At 63.4% G+C, this 21,296-nt stretch carries 22 protein-coding genes; 12 read left to right on the plus strand and 10 right to left on the minus strand.

Features of this window, described 5'->3' with window-relative positions:
* Positions 1-40: 40 nt before the first annotated feature.
* The 6 genes from FNA46_RS12720 to rsmA all read left to right on the plus strand — a co-directional run bounded on the left by FNA46_RS12720 (position 41) and on the right by rsmA (position 7,560).
* Positions 41-1,222: an LptF/LptG family permease gene (locus tag FNA46_RS12720; protein ID WP_143125573.1), complete on the plus strand. Its 1,182-nt coding sequence runs from the start codon at positions 41-43 to the stop codon at positions 1,220-1,222.
* Entirely contained in the window at positions 1,219-2,307 is a 1,089-nt protein-coding gene (gene lptG, locus FNA46_RS12725; RefSeq protein WP_143125574.1) for an LPS export ABC transporter permease LptG, read from the plus strand. Before FNA46_RS12720 ends, lptG begins: the two co-directional genes overlap by 4 nt.
* Positions 2,307-4,637: an LPS-assembly protein LptD gene (locus FNA46_RS12730; RefSeq protein ID WP_143125575.1), complete on the plus strand. Its 2,331-nt coding sequence runs from the start codon at positions 2,307-2,309 to the stop codon at positions 4,635-4,637. Before lptG ends, FNA46_RS12730 begins: the two co-directional genes overlap by 1 nt.
* Positions 4,638-4,754: 117 nt before the next feature.
* Positions 4,755-5,702, plus strand: coding sequence for a SurA N-terminal domain-containing protein (locus FNA46_RS26375; protein ID WP_143125576.1), 948 nt, complete (start codon positions 4,755-4,757; stop codon positions 5,700-5,702).
* Complete coding sequence (pdxA, locus tag FNA46_RS12740) at positions 5,699-6,733, plus strand: 4-hydroxythreonine-4-phosphate dehydrogenase PdxA (RefSeq protein WP_246103054.1); 1,035 nt, start codon at positions 5,699-5,701, stop codon at positions 6,731-6,733. Before FNA46_RS26375 ends, pdxA begins: the two co-directional genes overlap by 4 nt.
* Positions 6,733-7,560 (plus strand): 16S rRNA (adenine(1518)-N(6)/adenine(1519)-N(6))-dimethyltransferase RsmA, encoded by an 828-nt coding sequence (gene rsmA / locus FNA46_RS12745; protein ID WP_143125578.1) that lies wholly within the window; start codon positions 6,733-6,735, stop codon positions 7,558-7,560. Before pdxA ends, rsmA begins: the two co-directional genes overlap by 1 nt.
* A 61-nt stretch (positions 7,561-7,621) precedes the next feature.
* Here rsmA and gmk read toward each other — a convergent pair whose 3' ends face one another.
* The 7 genes from gmk to fabD form a co-directional block, all read right to left on the minus strand.
* Positions 7,622-8,296 carry a guanylate kinase gene (gene gmk, locus FNA46_RS12750; protein ID WP_143125579.1) on the minus strand — a complete coding sequence of 225 codons (675 nt, stop codon included), beginning with the start codon at positions 8,294-8,296 and terminating at the stop codon, positions 7,622-7,624.
* A 3-nt stretch (positions 8,297-8,299) separates the two neighbouring features.
* A complete protein-coding gene (locus tag FNA46_RS12755; RefSeq protein WP_143125580.1) occupies positions 8,300-9,187 on the minus strand; it encodes a YicC/YloC family endoribonuclease in 888 nt (295 codons plus the stop codon).
* 45 nt (positions 9,188-9,232) lie between these two features.
* The gene (gene mltG, locus FNA46_RS12760) at positions 9,233-10,441 is read right to left on the minus strand and encodes an endolytic transglycosylase MltG (protein ID WP_143125581.1); all 1,209 of its coding nucleotides are present in this window, start codon (positions 10,439-10,441) and stop codon (positions 9,233-9,235) included.
* A gap of 113 nt (positions 10,442-10,554) precedes the next feature.
* Positions 10,555-11,817 carry a beta-ketoacyl-ACP synthase II gene (gene fabF / locus FNA46_RS12765; protein ID WP_143125582.1) on the minus strand — a complete coding sequence of 421 codons (1,263 nt, stop codon included), beginning with the start codon at positions 11,815-11,817 and terminating at the stop codon, positions 10,555-10,557.
* 114 nt (positions 11,818-11,931) lie between these two features.
* Complete coding sequence (locus FNA46_RS12770; RefSeq protein WP_003502080.1) at positions 11,932-12,168, minus strand: acyl carrier protein; 237 nt, start codon at positions 12,166-12,168, stop codon at positions 11,932-11,934.
* 284 nt (positions 12,169-12,452) lie between these two features.
* A complete protein-coding gene (gene fabG, locus FNA46_RS12775; protein ID WP_143125583.1) occupies positions 12,453-13,190 on the minus strand; it encodes a 3-oxoacyl-[acyl-carrier-protein] reductase in 738 nt (245 codons plus the stop codon).
* Positions 13,191-13,208: 18 nt separating this feature from the next.
* A complete protein-coding gene (fabD, locus tag FNA46_RS12780; RefSeq protein ID WP_143125584.1) occupies positions 13,209-14,153 on the minus strand; it encodes an ACP S-malonyltransferase in 945 nt (314 codons plus the stop codon).
* Between the two features lie 287 nt (positions 14,154-14,440).
* Here fabD and FNA46_RS12785 point away from each other — a divergent pair, with 287 nt between their 5' ends.
* Positions 14,441-15,484 carry an aldo/keto reductase gene (locus FNA46_RS12785; protein ID WP_143125585.1) on the plus strand — a complete coding sequence of 348 codons (1,044 nt, stop codon included), beginning with the start codon at positions 14,441-14,443 and terminating at the stop codon, positions 15,482-15,484.
* Here the strand turns inward: FNA46_RS12785 and FNA46_RS12790 are convergent.
* Positions 15,417-15,848 (minus strand): hypothetical protein, encoded by a 432-nt coding sequence (locus FNA46_RS12790; protein ID WP_185969837.1) that lies wholly within the window; start codon positions 15,846-15,848, stop codon positions 15,417-15,419. The genes FNA46_RS12785 and FNA46_RS12790 overlap by 68 nt on opposite strands.
* Positions 15,849-15,947: 99 nt before the next feature.
* The gene (locus tag FNA46_RS12795; RefSeq protein WP_143125586.1) at positions 15,948-16,463 is read right to left on the minus strand and encodes a hypothetical protein; all 516 of its coding nucleotides are present in this window, start codon (positions 16,461-16,463) and stop codon (positions 15,948-15,950) included.
* A gap of 77 nt (positions 16,464-16,540) precedes the next feature.
* Between FNA46_RS12795 and FNA46_RS12800 the strand changes: the two genes are divergently transcribed.
* The 5 genes from FNA46_RS12800 (at position 16,541) to rplI (ending at position 20,157) form a co-directional block, all read left to right on the plus strand.
* Entirely contained in the window at positions 16,541-17,389 is an 849-nt protein-coding gene (locus FNA46_RS12800; RefSeq protein WP_143125587.1) for a LytTR family DNA-binding domain-containing protein, read from the plus strand.
* 299 nt (positions 17,390-17,688) lie between these two features.
* Positions 17,689-18,162, plus strand: a complete 474-nt coding sequence (gene rpsF, locus FNA46_RS12810; protein WP_143125588.1) for a 30S ribosomal protein S6 — start codon at positions 17,689-17,691, stop codon at positions 18,160-18,162.
* Between the two features lie 26 nt (positions 18,163-18,188).
* Positions 18,189-18,437 (plus strand): 30S ribosomal protein S18, encoded by a 249-nt coding sequence (gene rpsR / locus FNA46_RS12815; protein WP_143125589.1) that lies wholly within the window; start codon positions 18,189-18,191, stop codon positions 18,435-18,437.
* Between the two features lie 157 nt (positions 18,438-18,594).
* Positions 18,595-19,566 (plus strand): DUF2232 domain-containing protein, encoded by a 972-nt coding sequence (locus FNA46_RS12820; protein ID WP_246103055.1) that lies wholly within the window; start codon positions 18,595-18,597, stop codon positions 19,564-19,566.
* 18 nt (positions 19,567-19,584) lie between these two features.
* Entirely contained in the window at positions 19,585-20,157 is a 573-nt protein-coding gene (rplI, locus tag FNA46_RS12825; protein WP_143125590.1) for a 50S ribosomal protein L9, read from the plus strand.
* Positions 20,158-20,237: 80 nt separating this feature from the next.
* Here rplI and FNA46_RS12830 read toward each other — a convergent pair whose 3' ends face one another.
* Positions 20,238-21,293 (minus strand): HlyD family secretion protein, encoded by a 1,056-nt coding sequence (locus tag FNA46_RS12830; protein ID WP_143125591.1) that lies wholly within the window; start codon positions 21,291-21,293, stop codon positions 20,238-20,240.
* Positions 21,294-21,296: the final 3 nt, after the last annotated feature.

Consider the following 21,296-nt stretch of genomic DNA (forward strand, 5'->3'; position numbering starts at 1 on the left):
GCGAACCAGCCGTCACCAGGCCATTACCGACCGGACCCGAATGAAGCTTCTCGAACTCTACATTTTTCGGCGAGCGTTCCAGATGTTCTTCATCACCCTCATTCCGGTGCTGACGATCATATGGACCATCCAGGTGCTCGGGCGGATCAATCTCGTCACCGATACCGGCCAGTCGATGGGCTCGTTCGTCCTGCTCGCGACCTTCATCCTGCCGACAATCATACCGGTGGTGCTGCCGTTTGCCGTCGTGATCGGCGTGACGCAGACGCTGAACGCGATGAACAACGATTCGGAGCTGGCGGTGATCGATGCGGCGGGCGCGCCGCGCTCGGTGCTCTACCGCCCGGTGATGCTGCTGGCGATCGGCATGGCGGCCTTCTCCTTCCTGATCACCAATTTCGTCGAGCCGGCTTCGCGCACCAAGGCGCGCGACATGGTGGCGGAGGCCTATGCGGATCTCCTCTCCTCGGTGATCGAGGAAAAGACCTTCCGCAGCATCGAGGACAATCTCTATGTGCAGATCTCGGAGCGCCATTCCGGCCGCATCCTGAAGGGTCTGTTCCTGGTGGATTACCGCGATCCGAACATGGAACTCATCTATTATGCGCGGGAAGGCTCGATCGACGAGAGCGGCACGACGCTGACAATGCGTGACGGCGAGGTGCACCGGAAAGCCAAGGACGGCCGAATCTCCATCGTGAAATTCCTCTCCTATGCCTTCGACCTGTCCTCCATGAACGAGACGACGGGCGACAAGGCGGTGTTTTCCAGCGATCGCAGCCTCGCCTTCCTGCTGAAGCCCGACCCGACCGACAAGGCCTTCCTGAGCTCTCCGGGCGCCTTCCGTTCGGAACTGCACCGCCGCCTCTCGGACTGGATGCTGCCCGTGGTGTTCGGCCTGATCTCCCTGGTTGTCGCCGGTAATGTACGCTCCAGCCGCCGCACCCGCATGCATCCGATGGTGCTGGCGCTCATTCTGGCCTTCGCACTGCGCTGGCTGAGCTTCTATATCGTGAATCTGACCAAGACGAACGCTGCCATGGTGCCGCTGGTCTATCTGGTTCCGGCCGCCTTCGGGGCGATCTGCGTCGTGATGCTGATGACCAACCGCGGCCTTCGCCTGCCATCCTTCCTTGCCAATCACACCGGTCGCTGGATGAACAAGGCCGAAAGCGGACTGCGCCAGATGGCGTCCGGCTCGAAGGGAGGCGGACAGCCATGATCGCGCGGACGCTGAGCTGGTATTTCTTCAAGCGCTACATGATCACCGCCCTCTGGTTCCTCCTGGGCGTCTGCGGGATCATCTTCCTGGCCGATTTCAGCGAGACAAGCCGCCGCATGTCCGGCTTCGTCGGCTACACCGTGCCGGGCGGCCTGCTGATGAGCGCGCTGCGCCTGCCGCTGATCGTGCAGCAGACCGTTCCGACGCTGACCCTGTTCATCGGCATGACCACGCTGATCACCCTCAACCGTCGCTCCGAACTCGTGGTGACGCGCGCCGCCGGTCTTTCTGTCTGGCAGTTCGTGCTGCCCTTCGTCGCCGGCGCCTTCCTGATCGGCCTTGCCACGGTGACCGTGATCAATCCGCTGGCCGCCTGGGGACAGAACCTCTCTTCCACCATGGAATCGGACTGGCGCAAGGCCAGCAATGCCAGCCGCGCCTCCAATTTCCTGCCGTGGATCCGCCAGATCAGCAACACGGACGATACCGTCATCGGCGCCAAGGGCTTTGAAAACGGCGGAACGCAGCTGATCGACGTGGTCATTGTCCACTTTGATCCACAGGGTCGGATCACGCTTCGGCAGGATGCGCAGACCGCGACCTTGGAGGATGGTTACTGGCTGCTTAACAATGTTCTGGAAACGCGCACCGATGCGCCCCCGGCTCGCCTGCCGGAGGTCAAGGTGCGCACGAACCTTCGGAAGGCCTATCTGCAGGAATCGCTGTCGAAGCCGGAGAACGTTGCTTTCTTTGACATTTTACGAAAAATCGAAGTTGTTCGCTCGTTCGGCATCTCCACCAAGCCCTTCGAGACCCAATTTCATTCGCTCCTGTCCTTGCCGCTGCTTCTGGTGGCAATGACCCTGATCGCTGCGACGGTTTCCCTCCGCTTCAGCCGAATGGCACAATCGCGTTCGGTGATTCTGGGTGGAATCGTCTGTGGCTTCGTGCTTTATGTGGTAACCGTGCTTGTAAAAGCATTCGGAAGCAGTGGCGTTGTGCCCCCCTTCGTGGCCGTCTGGATTCCGGTCGTGGTCGCGATGGCAATCGGCGCAACAATCCTGCTTCATCAGGAGGATGGCTAGTGGCGGTACATGACCGCGGGAACATCAGACGGCTTCTTGCCGCCTTGCTCACCAGCACGGCTGCATGCGTATTGGTCGTCAACCCGTCGCCCGTTCACGCACAGGCGTCTCGCCTCGTGCCTCAGGAAGCCGATGGAGCGAAAATGCTCCTGCGGGCCAATGAACTCGTCTATAATCAGGACAGCCAGCACGTGACCGCCACCGGCGGCGTGCAGCTCTATTACAATCGCCACCGCATGGTGGCCCAGCGCGTGGAATATGACCAGAAGACCGGTCGTGTGATGGCGACCGGCAATATCGAACTGATCGAACCGGACGGCAACCGCGTCTATGCCGATTCGCTGGATGTGACCGACGACTTCGGTCAGGGCTTCGTGAATTCGCTGCGTGTCGAGACCACCGACAACACACGCATGGCTGCCGAGAGCGCCGAGCAGTTGCCCGACGAGAAGATGATCCTGAACAACGGGGTCTATACGGCCTGCCTGCCCTGCGCACAGCGGCCGGACAAGGCGCCGCTCTGGCAGGTCAAGGCGCAGCGCGTCATCCGCGACGGCAAGAACCACACGATTCGCCTCGAACATGCCCGCTTCGAGCTGTTCGGCATGCCGATCGGCTATGTGCCTTTCATCACGGTTCCCGACGAAACGGTGGAACGCAAGTCCGGCTTCCTGTTCCCGAGTGCAAGCCTCACCGACAAGCTGGGTTTCGGCACGACGGTTCCCTATTATCAGGTCATCTCGCCGAGCATGGATGCGACGCTGAGCCCGACCTATTACACCAAGCAGGGCCTGCTGTTGCAGGGCGAGGTCCGCAACCGTTTCGAGACCGGCGATCACACGCTGCGATTTGCCTATATCGACCAGCAGAGTTCGAACGTCTTCAATGCCGGCACCAGCGATGCCCGGGCCAATAGCCGCGAGATGATCGCATCCAAGGCGGAGTTCAAGATCAATCCGCGCTGGACCTTCGGCTGGAACGTGATGCTCCAGTCGGACAATAACTTCTCCAAGACCTACAAGCTGAACGATCTCAATACGACCAATTTCACCAATGACCTGTACCTGACGGGCATCGGGACGCGGAACTATTTCGATCTGCACAGCTACTACTTCGACGTGCAGGATGCTGATTACAACAGCAACGCCGAAAAGCAGCAGGCGATCGTCTATCCGGTCATCGACTACAGCTACTATGCGCCCGAGCCGGTGGCGGGCGGGGAACTGTCGTTCAACGCCAACATCACCAACATGTCGCGCCGCAAGGACGATTTCTATACCGAAGGCGGCTTCGCCCGCTATCGCGGCCTGGAAGGCAGCTACAGCCGCATGACGGCCGAGGCGGAGTGGAAGCGCACCTTCACGACCGACGAAGGCCTGCTTGTAACGCCGATCCTGGCGGCCCGCGGCGATGCGCTGCGCAGCACCGCCTCGACCGCGCCGAGCTTCGGCACCTCTACCTATGCCGGCGACTTCTCCGGTTCCGGTGCCTCCACGCGCTACATGCTGACCGCAGGCATGGAAGCCCGTTATCCCGTGCTGATCACGACCGATCATGCCACGCATGTGATCGAGCCTATCGCGCAGATTTTCGCGCGTCCGGACGAACAGCACGCCGGCGGCTTGCCAAACGAGGATGCGCAGAGCTTCGTCTTCGACGCCACCACCTTGTTCGACCGCGACAAGTTCTCGGGCTATGACCGCATCGAAGGCGGAACGCGCGCCAATGTCGGCATCCGCTATTCCGGCAACTTCGACAACGGCATCGGACTGCGTGGCATCTTCGGACAGTCCTATCAGCTCGCCGGTCTGAATTCCTTTGCCACATCCGACCTGGTCAATGCCGGTGCCGAATCGGGTCTTGAGACCAATGTCTCGGATTTCGTCACCATGGCGGCAATCGACCTGCCGCATGGCTACAGCATTTCGACGCAGGGCCGTTTCGACGAGAAGACGCTCGAACTGCGTCGGGCGGACGCCTCCTTCAGCTATAACCTGCCGCGCGTCAGCGGTTCGCTGATCTACACCAACATCCAGCCCCAGCCCGAATACGGCGTAGCAACCACAGCGGAATATCTGAAGGCCTCCAACAACCTGAAGATCAACCAGAACTGGTCCTTCGCAACGTCGGCCACCTGGGACATCCAGAAGCAGGATGTGGTGCGTCGCGGCGTGGGTCTGAGCTATGCGGACGAGTGCACGGTCTTCACCGTGGCCTACAGCGACCAGCCGGCCAATACCGACCCGAACGACTGGACCGTGACGGCGCGTCTGACGTTCCGTACGCTGGGCGACGTCAAGGTCGGCTCAACCGGCAACACGACCAACTAATGTCGGCACCCTTGTGCTTGTCATTGTTTCGCCGCATGGTTTATGCAATCCACACCGAGAACTGAAATCGACTGAGCCGGCGGCCCGAAGGGGCCGCCGCACGCCAAGAAGGGACGAATGATGTTTGCCAGCATTGCCTTGCGCCGGGCAGCACTCGCCGCTACCGCACTCGCTATGGCCTTCGTCGTGGATCCGGCGCCCCGTGTGGCGCTTGCGGCAAGCGAGGTCGTGGTGGTCGTCAACAAGACGCCGATCATCAATACCGACGTCGCACGACGCGTCGCCTTCCTGAAGCTGCAGCGCCAGACCGGCAACCTGCAGAAGATGGCCAAGGATCAGTTGATCGACGAGGCGCTGAAGCGCGAGGAAATTGCGCGGCTTCGCATGTCGGTCAGCACCGAGGATGTCGATCGCGCCTTCGAGCGTTTCGCGCAGGGCAACAAGCTGTCTGCCGCCCAGATGACCCAGATTCTGGATCGGGCCGGCGTCGGCGTCGATCATTTCAAGGCCTTCATCGCCGTTCAGATGAGCTGGCCGCGTCTCGTCAACGCGCGCTATGGCTCGAGCGGCAAGATGTCGCCTGACGAACTGGTCAAGCGCATGCAGGAAAACAAGGAAAAGCCGGTTACCACCGAATATTTCCTGCAGCAGATCATTTTCGTCGTACCCGCATCCCGCCGCAACGAGATTCTCGCCAAGCGCAAGGCGGAAGCGGACAAGGCACGTCCCAATTTTCCGGGCTGCGACAAGGCCAAGGACTTTGCCAAGACCATGCTCGACGTCTCCGTTCGGGATCTCGGCCGTGTCATGAAGCCGGAACTGCCGGAGGAATGGCGGCCGCTGATCGAAAAGCCGGCGGCGAATGGCACAACTGGCGCCCGCGTGACCGAGCGCGGTGTGGAATTCCTTGCCATCTGCAGCCAGCGCCAGGTGTCCGACGACACCGCCGCCGAAATCGTCTTCCGCGCCGAGGATATCGGCAAGCAGAAGAAGGGTGGCGAAAATCCGAACGACGCCAAGTATCTCGCGGAGCTGCGCCAGCAGGCACAGATCGTCTATCCTTGAGCGGGGCAGCCCTGACGGCACGTCCCCTCGCCCTCACGCAGGGTGATCCGGCCGGCATAGGCCCCGACATCGCACTTGCCGCCTGGCTTCAGCGCGAGACGCACAATCTGCGCCCCTTTCTCTATGTGGGCGACCGACAGGTGCTTGCGGCACGGGCCAATCTTCTGGGCGTGACTGTCGCCCTGGAGCAAAGCGACGCTGCCTCTGCTGCGGAAATCTTTGCGCGCGCCCTTCCCGTTCTGGACGTGCCTGTCGGCCATCCGATCGAAGCCGGCCGACCGCATGTGGCCGCAGCCAGAAGCACGATCAGCGCGATCGAAACCGCCGTTGCACTCTGCTTCAAGGGCGAGGCCGCTGCCGTCGTGACCAATCCCATCGCAAAATCCGTGCTCTACGAGGCGGGCTTCGGTTTTCCCGGCCATACGGAGTTCCTTGCGGACCTCGCCATGCGGGCAACAGGAAAAGCCTGCACACCCGTCATGATGCTGGCCGGGCCAAAACTGCGCGCCATTCCGGTCACGATCCATATTCCGTTGAAGGACGTTCCGGCTGCGCTGACGCGCGAAGCGATCCTGGAAACCTGCCGGATTGCCGATCGTGACCTGCGCACGCGCTTCGGCCTGACGCAGCCACGTCTCGCCGTGGCAGGCCTCAACCCGCATGCGGGTGAGGATGGTGCCATGGGTCTCGAGGACCGATACCTCATCGCGCCTGCGATTGCGACCCTGCGCCAGGACGGCATCAACGCCTTCGGCCCGCTGCCCGCGGACACCATGTTCCACGACGAGGCCCGCAGCCGCTATGACGTGGCCGTGTGCATGTATCACGACCAGGCGCTCATTCCGGCCAAGGCGCTGGGTTTCGACGATTCGGTCAATGTGACGCTCGGCCTTCCCTTCATCCGCACATCGCCCGATCACGGCACGGCCTTTGGGCTCGCCGGCAAGGGTATTGCCCGCGAGGCAAGCCTGATCGCCGCCCTGAAGCTTGCTGCCAAACTCGCTTCACAGACAGAAGAAAACCGCACCTGATGGCGACCCTTGACGGACTTCCGCCGCTGCGCGAGGTGATCGACCGCCACGGTCTCGATGCCCGCAAGGCGCTCGGCCAGAACTTTCTGCTCGACCTGAACCTGACTCAGAAGATCGCGCGCACCGCCGGTCCGCTGGAGGACTGCACGGTGTTCGAGGTCGGCCCCGGCCCCGGCGGCCTGACGCGCGCCATTCTGTCGCTCGGGGCGAAGAAGGTGATCGCCGTGGAACGCGATTCCCGCTGCCTGCCGGCCTTGGCCGAGGTCGCGGATTATTATCCGGGCCGCCTCGAGGTGATCGAGGGCGACGCGCTGAAGACGGATTTCGAGGCGCTGGCCCCGGAAGGCCCGATCCGCATCATTGCCAATCTGCCCTACAATGTCGGCACCCAGCTGCTGGTGAACTGGCTTCTGCCGCGCCAGTGGCCGCCCTTCTGGCGGTCGCTGACGCTGATGTTCCAGAAGGAAGTCGGCCAGCGGATCGTGGCGAAGGAAGACGACAATCATTACGGCCGCCTTGGCGTTCTCTGCGGCTGGCGCACCGAGGCCCGCATGGCCTTCGACGTGCCGCCGCAGGCCTTTACGCCGCCGCCGAAGGTGACCTCCAGCGTGGTGCATCTCGTGCCGCGCGAAACGCCCCTGCCCTGCGATGTGGAGAAGCTGGAGCGGGTGACGCAGGCCGCCTTCGGCCAGCGCCGCAAGATGCTGCGCCAGAGCCTGAAGCCGCTCGGCGGCGAGGCGCTCCTGACGCGCGCCGGGATCGATCCGGCAAGGCGGGCCGAAACGCTGTCGGTCGAGGAATTCGTGACGATCGCCAACCTTCTGTGAAGGCCAGCTGCGAACCGCAGGGCTGCGGTTCATCACTGGGTCGTTCCGTCGAAAAACGGCCTCAGCGGCCGGAGAGATCAGGCTCTTCCTGCAGCAGGCTTCCGACGAAGTCAAACAGGCCATAGCGCCGATCGCGGCGGATCCGCTCGGCATTGACGATACAGCTCACATGGCCAAAGGCTTCATCAAGGTCATCATTGACGATGACGTAATCATATTCGCGCCAGTGCTCGATCTCGGCCCGGGAATTGAGAAGCCGCGTGCGGATCACCTCCTCGGTGTCCTCGGCGCGGCGATGCAGGCGAGACTGCAGTTCCGTCATGGTCGGCGGCAGAACGAAGATGGAGACGACATCGGCCTTCATCTTTTCCTGCAGCTGGCGGGCACCCTGCCAGTCGATGTCGAACAGCATGTCGCGGCCTTCCGCCATTGCCTTTTCCACCGGCTCGCGCGGCGTGCCGTAGAAATTGCCATGAACCTCCGCCCATTCCAGCAGATCACCGGCGTCACGCATCTTCTCGAACTGCTGGACGCTGATGAAGTGGTAATGCTTGCCGGCAATCTCGCTGCCGCGTTTCGCCCGCGTGGTGACGCTGACGGAAATTTCGAGGCTTCGATCCGTGTCGAGCAGGTTGCGGGCGATGGTGGACTTTCCCGCGCCCGACGGCGAGGAGAGAACCAGCATCAGGCCACGACGGGCGATCTTGACGGCAGGCGAGGACGGCGCCGGGCTCATGCACTACTCCAAATTCTGGATCTGCTCGCGAAACTGGTCGATCACGACCTTCAGTTCTATACCAGCCGCCGTTACCTGAGCGGAATTGGATTTGGAACAGATCGTGTTGGACTCGCGATTAAATTCCTGTGCAAGAAAGTCAAGCCGGCGCCCGATCGGCCCGCCCCTGGCAAGCAGTTCGTCGGCGGCCGCCACATGCGCCTTCAGCCGGTCGATCTCCTCGCGCAGGTCCGCCTTGGTGGCGAGCAGCGCCACTTCCCCATAGAGCCGGTCGCGGTCCAGCGTGCCGGCAGCGTCCATCAGCGTCGCCACCTGGGAGGCAAGCCGGCGGGCGATCTCCTCCGGCGAGCGGGAGGGATCCTGTTCCACCACGGCGGCAAGCCGCTCGATGGTGCGCACCTGCTCCGACAGAACGGCGACCAGCGCCTGGCCTTCCCCGGTGCGCATGGCAACCAGGTCATCAAGTGCGGCTTCCAGCCCGGAAAGGATGGCCGCATCGCGCTCGGCGGCAGCCTCGGCGCTTTCCTCGGCCTCGCGGATATCGACGAGACCGCGAATGCCAAGCAGGCTGTCCAGCTTCAACGGAGAAGGATCGACAAGCGGCCCGAGTTCGTCACGGAGCGCTATGACTGCGTTCAGCGCATCGCGATTGAGGACCGCTTCGATGCGCGCTTCCGCCACCGTGACCGACAGCGACATCTGCAGATTGCCGCGCGTGAGCCGTGCCGCGGTCAGCCGGCGCACCTCGGCCTCCAGAGGCTCGAATCCGGGGGGAAGCCTCAGTCTCAGGTCAAGGCCCTTGCCATTGACCGAGCGCAGTTCCCAGACCCAGCGATGACGGCCGGCGGTGCCTTCGCGGCGGGCAAAGCCCGTCATGGACTGAACAGTCATGCGTCAAATCCTTCCCCGCCCGTCGCCATCGTCGCGACAGCGCGCTTAGTTGGAGGCAGGCTTTTCGGCATCCTTGCCGCCCGGCTGTCCATCCACCACGTCCTCGTCGGCCGTCCCGGCATTGCCGCGCTCGGCCTGGATCTTGCGCCAGCGGCGCACATTGGCATTGTGCTCGTCGAGCGTTGCCGCAAACACATGGCCACCGGTGCCATCGGCCACGAAATACAGATCCTTCGTGCGCCAGGGATTGGCCACGGCTTCGAGCGCGGCGCGGCCCGGATTGGCGATCGGCGTCGGCGGCAGCCCCTTGATCTGGTAGGTGTTGTAGGGCGTCTGCTTGTCGAGATCCGACTTGTAGATCGCCCGATCTGCCGGCTTGCCGGCGCCGCCGAACAGACCGTAGAGGATCGTCGGGTCGGATTGCAGGCGCATGCCCTTGTTGAGGCGGTTGATGAAGACCGAGGCCACATGGGCGCGCTCGTCATCCTTGCCGGTTTCCTTCTCGACGATGGAAGCGAGGACGACGAATTCCTCCTTCGTCTTGATCGGCAGATCCGGGTCGCGCTTGGCCCAGATCTGGTCGACGAGACGTTCCTGCGCCGCGCGCATCTGGGCGAGGATCTCGGTGCGCTTGGTGCCGCGCGTGAATTTGTAGGTATCCGGGCGCAGGCTGCCTTCCGGCGGCTGTTCCTGCGGCAGGCTGCCTTCCAGCACCGGATCGGCGGCCAGCCGGCTCATCATCTGCTGCACCGTCAGCCCTTCCGGCATGGAGACGGAATAGAGGATGGACTTGCCGGATTCCAGCAGTTCGGCCACGTCCTTCATCGAGGCGCCGGCCTTGATCTCATACTCGCCGGCCTTCAGCGTGCGGTTCTTGCCGAGATTGGTATCGGTGACATAGCGGAAGATGCGGGCATCCGAGATGATACCATTGCGCTCCAGCGTCTGGGCGATCTCGACGAGGCCAGCGCCCTCGCGGATGACCACATGCGTGTTGGTCTCCAGCGGACCCGGATTCTGATAGGCGGTGATGACGTAATAGAACCCGGCGACGGCGGCCACGCAGGCAAACACCATCATCGTCATCAGGAAGTTGAGGAAGATGACGATCTGGCTGCGCGCCTTCTTCGAGCGGCGCGGCGGTTCCGGCACGCGCTCGGGCTTCAGCGCCTCGTTCGGCGACTTGGGAATGAAGGGGCCGCCGGTATCGCTGCGGCCGGAAGACGAGTCGCTGCTGTGGTTCGTGTCGGTCACCGGCACTCCTTCTGATACTCTTGCATTGCCTGCCTTTTGGGCAAGCAATGCGGCGAAAACAGGGTTCAGAAGACGACAGCCCGGCTGACCAGCCCGGCAGACCCGTCTGTCGATCAGCCTTCGTAGCGGCGCAGCACGAGCGAGGCGTTCGTGCCGCCGAAGCCGAAGGAATTGGAAAGTGCCACATTGATCTCGCGCTTGCGCGCCACGTGCGGCACCAGATCGATCTTCGTTTCCACGTCCGGATTGTAGAGGTTGAGCGTCGGCGGCGCGATGTTGTCGCGGATCGCAAGCGTCGAGAAGATCGCCTCGATGGCACCGGCAGCCCCCAGGAGGTGGCCGACGGCGGACTTGGTGGAGGACATCGACACCTTCGAGGCCGCATCGCCGACCAGACGCTCGACAGCGCCAAGCTCGATCGTGTCGGCCATGGTCGAGGTGCCATGAGCATTGATGTAATCGATGTCGGAGGGCTTCAGGCCCGCCCGCTTCAGCGCCATCGTCATGCAGCGGAAGGCGCCGTCGCCATCCTCGCACGGGGCGGTGATATGGAAGGCATCGCCCGACAGACCGTAACCGATCACCTCGGCATAGATCTTGGCGCCGCGGGCCTTGGCATGTTCCAGTTCCTCCAGAACAACGATACCTGCCCCCTCGCCCATGACGAAGCCGTCGCGGTCGCGGTCATAGGGGCGTGAGGCCTTCTGCGGATCGTCATTGTGCTGGGTCGACAGCGCCTTGCAGGCGGCAAAGCCGGCCAGTGAAATGCGGCTGATCGGCGATTCCGCGCCGCCGGCCACCATCACGTCGGCATCGCCGAAGGCGATCAGGCGGGCGGCGTCGCCGATGGCATGCGCGCCGGTCGAGCAGGCGGTGACGACCGAATGGTTCGGGCCGCGCAGCTTGTGCTTGATCGAGACATGGCCGGAGACCAGGTTGATCAGGCGGCCGGGAATGAAGAAGGGCGAGATGCGGCGGGGGCCCTTGTCGCGCAGGGTATAGCCGGCGTCCACGATGCCCTCGATGCCGCCGATGCCGGAGCCGATCAGCACGCCGGTGGCACACTGGTCCTCGTCCGTCTTCGGCTGCCATCCGGCATCGGCCAGCGCCATGTCGGCAGCAGCCACGCCGTAGATGATGAAGGGGTCAACCTTGCGCTGTTCCTTCGGCTCCATCCAGTCGTCGGCGATGAAGGCGCCTTCAGTACCGGGATCCGTCGGAATGCGGCAGGCAATCTTGGCCGGCAGATCTTCGACCTCGAATTCGGTCACGCGGCGCGCGGCATTCTGACCGGCCAGCAATCGCGACCAGCTGATGTCCGTTCCGCAACCCAGAGGAGATACCATACCGGTACCAGTGATAACGACACGCCTCATGCCAGCGTCCCACCCCTGCATGTCTTATGCAATATCACAATACTGAAACGGCCCGAACGTGCCGGGCCGTCGAGGAACCTCATCTTGCGACGGGTCCTAACCTGTCGATCGAAATCAGGCCTGGGCCTTCTCGATGAACTTGACGGCGTCGCCAACCGTCAGGATCGAGTCAGCGGCATCGTCCGGAATTTCAACGCCGAACTCTTCTTCGAAAGCCATGACGAGTTCAACGGTGTCGAGCGAGTCGGCGCCCAGGTCGTCGATGAAGCTCGCGCCTTCGACAACTTTGTCGGCATCGACGCCGAGATGATCAATGACAATTTTCTTTACGCGCTCTGCGATATCGCTCATGTCGGTTTCCTCGACCTTTGTCTTTTCGGACTGCCTCACCGGCATCCGCACCCTGTTGAAACCCTGACCGCCTATGTTCAGGCCGGCTCCAGGGCAAACTCGCTCACCCGAGAAAAGACTTCAAGCTTCCATAGATCAACAGACAGCCTGTCAGTTTTCGGGGTGACTGTTCACAGTCATGGCCCGCTTAACACGGTTTCACCGTGTCGCAAAGCCAGAAAATGGCCCGCCACCCGGCCACCAACAGGCAATGCGCCTGCGGCATGCGGGGCGGCGCAAGCCACTCAGATCATTGCCATGCCGCCGTTGACGTGCAGCGTCTGGCCCGTAACATAACCGGCCTCGTTGGAGGCGAGGTAGAGAACGGCGGCAGCGATGTCGGCACCGGCGCCCATGCGCTTCATCGGAATGGCGCCCAGAATGCCTTCCTTCTGCTTGTCGTTCAGCTTGCCGGTCATCGCGCTTTCGATGAAGCCGGGCGCCACGCAGTTGACAGTGACGTTGCGGCTGGCGATTTCCTGGGCGAGCGACTTCGAAAAGCCGATCATGCCGGCCTTGGAGGCGCAGTAGTTGGCCTGGCCCGGATTGCCGGTGACGCCGACCACCGAGGTGATGTTGATGATGCGGCCGAAGCGGCGGCGCATCATCGGATGGGTCAGTTCGCGCGTCAGGCGGAAGGTCGCCGTCAGGTTGACTTCCAGAACCGCGTCCCAGTCCTCGTCGCTCATGCGCACGAAGAGACCGTCCTTGGTGATGCCGGCATTGTTGACGAGGATGTCGACGCCGCCAAGCTCGGCTTCGGCCTTTTCGCCGAGCGCCTTCACCTGATCCCGGTCGCCAAGATTGGCGGGGAAGATATGAGCGCGCTCGCCGAGTTCGCCAGCCAGTGCTTCCAGCTTCTCGGCGCGCGTGCCGTGCAGGCCGACCGTTGCGCCCTGGGCATGCAGCATGCGGGCAATTTCCTCACCGATGCCGCCGGTTGCGCCGGTGACGAGAGCCTTGCGGCCGGTCAAGTCAAACATGTTTCAATCCTTTTGCGTTCAGCCGAGCAGGGTCTTGAGGGCGGCCTCGATATCGGCCGGACCGTTGACGGCAATGCCAGTGACAGTCTTGTCGATACGGCGGGCAAGCCCGGTCAGCACCTTGCCGGTCCCGATTTCATAGAGCGTCGTCACACCATTGGCGCCGAACCATTCCACGGTTTCGCGCCAGCGCACCTGCCCGGTCACCTGGGTAACGAGCAGGGTTGCGATCTCGTTTGCATCGCGGACGGGCGCGGCGCGCACATTGGCGATGACGGGCACGACCGGATCCTGCTTGGCAACCTTGTCCAGCGCGTGGCGCATGGCATCGGCGGCGGGTGCCATCAGGTCCGAATGGAAGGGCGCCGACACCGGCAGCATGAGGGCGCGCTTGGCGCCCTTTTCCGAGGCAAGCGCGGCAGCCTTTTCCACGGCTGCCCTGGATCCGGAAATGACGAGCTGGCCGCCGCCATTGTCATTGGCGATCTGGCAGACGCCGGCGGCCTTCGCCTCGGCGCAGACGGCTTCCACATCGGCATGTTCCAGCCCGATGATCGCCGCCATCGCACCCTCGCCGACCGGCACGGCCGACTGCATGGCATCGCCACGGATGCGCAGCAGGCGGGCGGTATCGGCAATCGTGAAGGTGCCGGCAGCGCACAGCGCCGAATATTCGCCGAGCGAATGGCCGGCGACATAGGACACCTTGTCGGCGAGTTTCAGGCCGCCGGCTTCCAGAACGCGCATCACCGCCATCGACACCGCCATCAGCGCCGGCTGCGCATTGGCCGTCAGCGTCAGCTGGTCCTCGGGTCCGTTCCACATGATGTCGGAGAGCTTCTGGCCAAGCGCTTCGTCAACCTCCTGGAAAACCGCGCGAGCCTCCGGGAAGGCGTCTGCGAGATCCTTGCCCATGCCGACGACCTGGCTTCCCTGGCCGGGAAATGTAAATGCGATGCTCATTGGGTCGTAATCCTTCCCTTTTTTGCCTTTCCATTCACATTCTCTCCGGCCAAGTCAAGGCCGGCAGCAAGCGCCAGGCCCGCCAATGCAAGCCTTTTGCCCCTCGTGAACAGGGTTTTTGCCATGGCACGGTGCATCGGCGCCCGCAGCCTCCGGCGAACGCGTTGCAATATCGGTTTCCCTTGCGTTGCAGCAAAACCGGCTTACATTCGCTGCGCCTCCCGGGACCCAGCACCGGTCCCAAGCTTAATGCCTGCCCCTAACCCCTGAAAGACGGGAACGATCTCATGAAATACAAGACGCTCGGCCGAACCGAACTCAGCGTGTCCGAAATCTGCCTCGGAACGATGACCTGGGGTTCGCAGAACACGCAAGCCGAAGCCTTCGAGCAGATGGATTATGCGCTCGATCACGGTGTGAATTTCTTCGATACAGCGGAACTCTACCCGACCACGCCCCTTTCGCCCGACACCTATGCCGACACCGAACGGCTGATCGGCAACTGGTTCGAAAAGACCGGCAAGCGTAACAAGGTGGTGCTGGCCACCAAGGTTGCCGGTGCCGGGCGTCCCTATATCCGCGGCGGCGCGCCGATCACGGCCGATACGATCCGCGAGGCGGTGGATGCGAGCCTTGCGCGCCTCAAGACCGATTACATCGATCTCTACCAGATCCACTGGCCGAACCGCGGCCATTTCCACTTCCGCGGCGCCTGGGGCTACAACCCCTTCAACCAGGACAAGGCCAGGACCAAGGCCGAAATCACCGAGAAGCTGGAAGCGCTGGGCGAATGCGTGAAGGCTGGCAAGATCCGCGCCATCGGCCTGTCGAACGAGACGACCTGGGGCACGCAGGCCTTCCTGACCATCGCCGAACAGCTCGGCCTGCCGCGCGTTGCCACCGTCCAGAACGAGTACAGCCTGCTCTACCGCCACTTCGATCTCGACATGGCTGAGCTTTCGCATCACGAGGATGTGGGCCTCCTCGCCTATTCGCCGCTCGCCGGCGGCATCCTGTCCGGCAAGTATCTCGATGGCGGCAAGCCTGCCGGCTCGCGCGGCTCGATCAACGGCGATATCGGCGGACGCCTCGTGCCGCTGCAGGAGCCGGCAACACGCGCTTATGTGGAGCTTGCCCGCACCCACGGGCTCGACCCCTCGCAGATGGCGCTTGCCTTCTGCCTGACGCGCCCGTTCACGGCCGCCGCCATCATCGGCGCGACCTCGATGGAGCAGCTGAAGCTCAACATCGGCTCGGCCGACGTCAAGCTGTCGGATGAGGTGATGAAGGCGATTGCCGCCATCCACCGTCAGTATCCGGCCCCGATCTGAGGCCTGACGCCACCTGCCGTCGGGCCGCCTCGCTGGCCCGGCGCTCTCCTTCCTCAAGCCACAGCGCCCGGACCGTGGCCCAGTCCGGCATCTGTTCGGCCTCGAAGCCGAAGGCATAGCCGGCGCCGATCGCGGGAAAGACCCGCATCGCCTGCCGGTGTGATCCGGATGCCATGAAGGCCAGCATGGCGGCGCGATCCGTCCAGGCCGAGCGCGTGTGCTGCACGCCCGCCATGCTGCGGGCATCCGCCTCGATGAGGCCGGGCGCTGCCTTCACCTGCTGCATCGCCGCGACCGCATGCCACCAGAAGCGAGGCATGTGCCAGACGGAATGGGCCCGGAAACCGGTGATCGAAACATACATGCGCAGTCGCCCTCGCGGATAGTGATGCACCTGTCTACGACGGCTTCGGCCTGCTGGACCTGGCCGAGCCCCAGAGAACCCTGGCAGACTGGCGCTCCCTCACCCCTTCGCGACCTCGGGACGCTGCAGGCGCTGCACCTTTCGCAGATGGGCGAGGCTGCGGCAGAGCATGAACCCCGTGGAGAAGACGTTGAGAAGCGAGAGGACCAGCCGGGCGGTCGGCGTCGCGATCGCAGCCGGCGCGATCACCGCCATCACCGCATAGGCATAGTTCGTCCAGAACAACAGCAGAATCAGCGCCAGCGAATGCCATTCGCCGGAAATGAGGATGCGGCCATCCGGCAGCAGCTCCGTCTGACGCTCGGGCTTGACCACTGCGACTGCCGCTGCCCCGATCAAGGCGCCGAGAAAGGCACCGGCCAGCGCCGCGGGATCGCCGTGCGCGGCGATCAGCTTGCCGCAGGCGAGCAGCACGAAGATCACCGAGGGCAGAAGCAGGCGCAGCGGCGACACCCGGCTGTCGCGCAGGCGCGCAGCGCCGAGAAGGCACAGAAAAACCAGCAGGAACCACACCCAGACCGGAGCGCCCGTGATGACTTTGACGAGGAATTGCATTTTATACTCCCTGCACGGCAGCCGGCGGCCGCAACCGGCGGCAGACAGCGGAAAAGCGGGACGGGAATCAAAACGGCATGCGTGAACGGCCGGAAAAATACGCAGGCGGAAGTAGCCTGCGACTGGCGCTTCGTGAAATGCAGGCCGATCTCGTCTCCGCAAAGACGCATGTGCTGCTGGCCGGCGCAATCATCATCCTCAGCCTTTCCGGCCCCTTCGGTACCTATGAGGCACTGCCGCCGGTGGGGCGACTTCTTTACTGGGCAACGATGGTTCTCCTCACCTTCGGCCTGGCGAACTTCGCCGGGACGCTGACGAGCATTGCCCTTTCCCGTCGCGGCATCCGCCGACAAAGCGCGCTGGTGCCGGTCGGCCTTGCGGCGGGGCTTGCCGCCGGTCTCGGCGTCACGGTCATCCAAAACGTCGTCTTCGGCTTGGGGGCCGATCCGCTACGCACGCTCATCACCATCTTCGGCTATGCCCTTGTGATCGCCATGACGATCACCGTGATCTTATTCGTGTTCCGGCGCGCCGATGAGGCGCCGCAGGAAAAGGCGCAGGAGACGACGGCCGCGCAGCCGGAAATGCCACCCGCCCCCGCTCTGGCCCCCGCCGCGGCTCTGGTGCGCCGCCTGCCGCTCGACAAGCGGGGACGCATCGTCAGCCTCACCGTACGCGACCACTATGTCGAGGTGACCACGCTGAAGGGCAAGGCGCTGCTGCTGATGCGCCTCAGCGACGCCATCGAGGAGGCGGGTGTCGTGAACGGCGTGCAGCTGCATCGCTCGCACTGGGTGGCCGTCGATGCGATAAGGGCGATCCACCGGGTCAACGGCCGCCTCGAGGTGGAGACGCTGACCGACGAGCGGCTGCCCGTCAGCCGCACCCATGCGGCCCGCCTGCGCGACGCAGGCCTCCTGCCCTGACGATGGGGCATTGCCAAACGCGGCGGAGAAAATCTGCAAAAGCCTTGCGTTCCCGGAAAATGCGCGTATAAGCGCGCTGTTCGAAATGCCCGGTCTTCTGGCTGGTGGCTGAACGGAGGGCCGGTTCCGTACATGGAACCGCAGGAACCACAAGGGTTCCGGCCTCCCGTGTCTCCGCTCTCGACCGTCTCGATCGTAACGCTTTTCTTGCCGGGGCTGCAATGCTCCTTCCAAGACCAGTCGTTGAGGCTTAGCCGCCGATTACCGGGCCAAGACAACCGCAAGAAAGGCAAGCTGATATGGCTCTTTACGAACACGTATTCCTTGCCCGGCAGGATATGTCCGCGCAGCAGGTTGATGCCCTCGTCGAACAGTACAAGGGTGTCATCGAAGCTCATGGCGGCAAGGTCGGGCGCATCGAAAACTGGGGCCTCAAGTCCCTGACGTACCGCATCAAGAAGAACCGCAAGGCTCACTACGCGCTGATGGACATCGACGCACCGGCTCCGGCCGTGCACGAGATGGAGCGCCAGATGCGCATCAACGAAGACGTTCTTCGCTACATGACGATCGCCGTCGAGAAGCACGAAGAAGGTGCGTCTGCCATGATGCAGAAGCGCGACCGCGACGACCGTCCGCGTCGTGACGGCGACGATCGTGGCCCGCGCCGCGAATTCGGCGATCGTGGCCCGCGTTCGGACCGTGGTCCCCGCGAAGACCGCGGCCCGCGTGAAGGCGGCTTCGAGCGTCGTCCGCGCGAAGATCGTGCATAATCCGAGAGCTTCAAGGAGAATTACCCATGGCTGACGCATCCTCTGCTCCGGCACGCCGTCCGTTCCACCGCCGCCGCAAGACCTGCCCCTTCTCGGGCGCCAACGCACCGAAGATCGACTACAAGGACGTTCGTCTCCTGCAGCGCTACATTTCCGAGCGCGGCAAGATCGTTCCGTCCCGCATCACGGCCGTTTCCCAGAAGAAGCAGCGCGAACTGGCCCAGGCCATCAAGCGCGCCCGCTTCCTCGGCCTGCTGCCCTACGTCGTATCCTGATCGACCCCTTGCCGCCGGCACTTCGCGCCGGCGGCATTCTCCCTTCCGCGATGGGCGCGGATCGGAACCCTTGAAAACCCCATGTTGGGGATGACGTGCCTGAAACAGAATTGTCAGGCCGCTCCCCTAACTGCTTGAACAGGCAGGACAGCGAGACGTGTACGGATTGAACCAGACAGTGCTGACGACCGGCATTCTTGCCGGCATTGCCGCAACGCTGCTCGTGATGGGCGCGAATGCGCAGCCCTCGTTCGCGTCCGTGCTTTACGCCTCCTCCGCCCTTCCCGTTCTGGTCGCCGGCCTCGGCTGGGGCAATCGCACCGCCATCGTCGCCATCGTCACCGCTGCCATCCTCGGCGCCATCCTGGTGTCGCCAATGTTCGCGCTTGCCATGGCGATCTTCACGCTGGTGCCGGCAGGCTGGCTGTCCCATCTCGCCAATCTGGCGCGTCCAGCCTCCGAACTGGGCGGTCCGGACAACCTGATGGCCTGGTATCCGATCTCCGACATCCTGCTGCATCTGTGCGGTCTGGTGACGCTTGCGGTGGTCATCCTCGGCGTCGTGATCGGCTATGGACCGACGCTGACCAATGCGCTGGTCGATGCCATGGTGGAGACCTTCAACCAGCAGAACCCGGCCATGGTGCCGGATGCGGCAGCGCTCGCCCAGACCAAGCGGATGATCTTGCTGATGCTGCCGATCGTCCAGGGCGGCCTGTGGGTAATGCTGCTGTTTGCCGCCTTCTATTTCGCCGTGCGCATCGTCTCGCGCAGCGGCCGGGCGCTTCGTCCGCGCGAGGACATGCCGTCGGCGCTGCGCATGAACCGCAATGCCATCTTCATCTTCCTGTGCGGCATCGTGCTGACCTTCCTCGGCGGCGTTCCGGCGATGATCGGTGCGACGCTCTGCGGCACATTCGGCGCAGGCTTCCTGATGGCGGGCTTTGCCGCCCTGCACTTTCGCCTGCGCGACAAGGACTGGCGCCTGCCGGGCCTCGTCTTGATCTACCTCTCCACGATGATGCTGCTGCCGGCCATTGCCGTCCTCGTCATCGGGCTCACCGATACGCGCCGGACGATCGCCCTGACGCCGGCCCGCGATACCAAATCCACCGACTCCAAGACCTGATCTGAAAGGACAAGACCCATGCACGTCATTCTTCTCGAACGCATCGCCAAGCTCGGCCAGATGGGCGAAACCGTCAAGGTTCGCGACGGTTACGCCCGTAACTTCCTGCTGCCGCAGGGCAAGGCGCTGCGCGCCAACGACGCCAACAAGAAGCGCTTCGAATCCGAGCGCGCCACGCTGGAAGCCCGCAACCTCGAGCGCAAGTCGGAAGCCCAGAAGGTGGCCGAAGCCCTCGAAGGCAAGTCCTTCATCGTCGTTCGCGCTGCTGGCGAAACCGGCCAGCTGTACGGTTCGGTTGCCGCCCGCGACATCGTCGATGTTCTGGCTGCCGAAGGCTTCAACATTGCCCGCAACCAGGTTGACCTGAACAACCCGATCAAGTCGATCGGCCTGCACAACGTCACCCTGCACCTGCATGCCGAAGTCGAAATCGAAATCGCCCTCAACGTTGCCCGTTCGGCCGAAGAAGCCGAGCGCCAGGCCAAGGGCGAAAACCTCAACTCCGTCGACGCCATCTACGGCGTGGACGAAGACGCCCTGCGTCCGGAAGACTTCTTCAACCCGGACGACGAAGACGGCGACGACGCCTGATTGGATCGGCCTATCATGGCATGAAAAGAGCCCCGGATCGCAAGATCCGGGGCTTCTTTTTTGGCTCGCTGACAGGGTGATCAGCCGAGGCTGCGCGGCGCCTGCGTTTTGTCGACACGCACGATCACAGAAAGACCGGGCTGCAGATCGCGGATCGCATCCTGCCCGTCGTCGAAGCGGATGCGGACACCGACACGCTGGGCGATCTTCACGAAATTACCGGTGGCATTGTCGGAGCGGATAACGGCGAATTCCGAGGCCGCCGCCGGCGAGAAGCGCTCGATGTAACCCGTCAGCCTGCGGTGGCCGAGCGCATCGACGCTGATCGTCACCGGCTGGCCGGCCTGCATGCCCTGCAACTGGGTCTCCTTGAAGCTGGCGATCACCCAGACGTCGTCGGGTACCACCGCCATCAACTGGGTGCCGGCCGTCACGTACTGGCCGACGCGGGCGCCGACCTCGCCGACATGACCATCGCGCGGTGCCCTTATCGCGGTGTTGTCGAGATCGATGCGGGCGAGTTCGACGGCCGCCTCGGCGCTGGCGACGGCGGCTTCCAGCGAGGCGCGGTTGACGATGATGGTCTGCAACTGCTGGCGGGAGACTTCGAGGGCGGCCTCGGCCTGCTGCACGGCGGCGCGCGCCTTTTCGAGATTGGCCTCGGCCTCCTCCTGGCCACTTGCGGTACCGACACCACTCCTGGAAAGGTTCTGCTGACGCTCCTCGGCAAGGCGGGCCTGGGTGAATGCCGCCTCCACGCTCGTCACCGCCGCCTCGCTGGAGGCGATATTGGCCTTGGCGGAGACTTCCTGCTGATGGGAATTGGCAAGCGCCGCCTTCTGGCTGTCGAGCGTCGCCTCGGCCTGTGCCAGCTTCTGCCGGTAGATCCGGTCGTCGATCCTCGTCACGACGTCGCCGGCCTTGACGCTCTGATAATCCTTGACCGGGACCTCCACGACATAGCCGCTGACCTGCGGACTGAGCGTGGTCACGTAACCGCGCACATAGGCATTATCGGTCATCTCTATGCTGCTGGTAAAGGGCGGCAGGCGCCAGGCATACAGGACGAGCCCGAGGCCCACGATGCCGACAACGAGCAGGATCAGGGTGGCGGGAGAAAAAATGCGTTTCAACATGAT

The organism is Affinirhizobium straminoryzae, from assembly GCF_007004135.1.
In the GTDB taxonomy this organism is placed as follows: Bacteria; Pseudomonadota; Alphaproteobacteria; order Rhizobiales; family Rhizobiaceae; genus Neorhizobium; species Neorhizobium straminoryzae.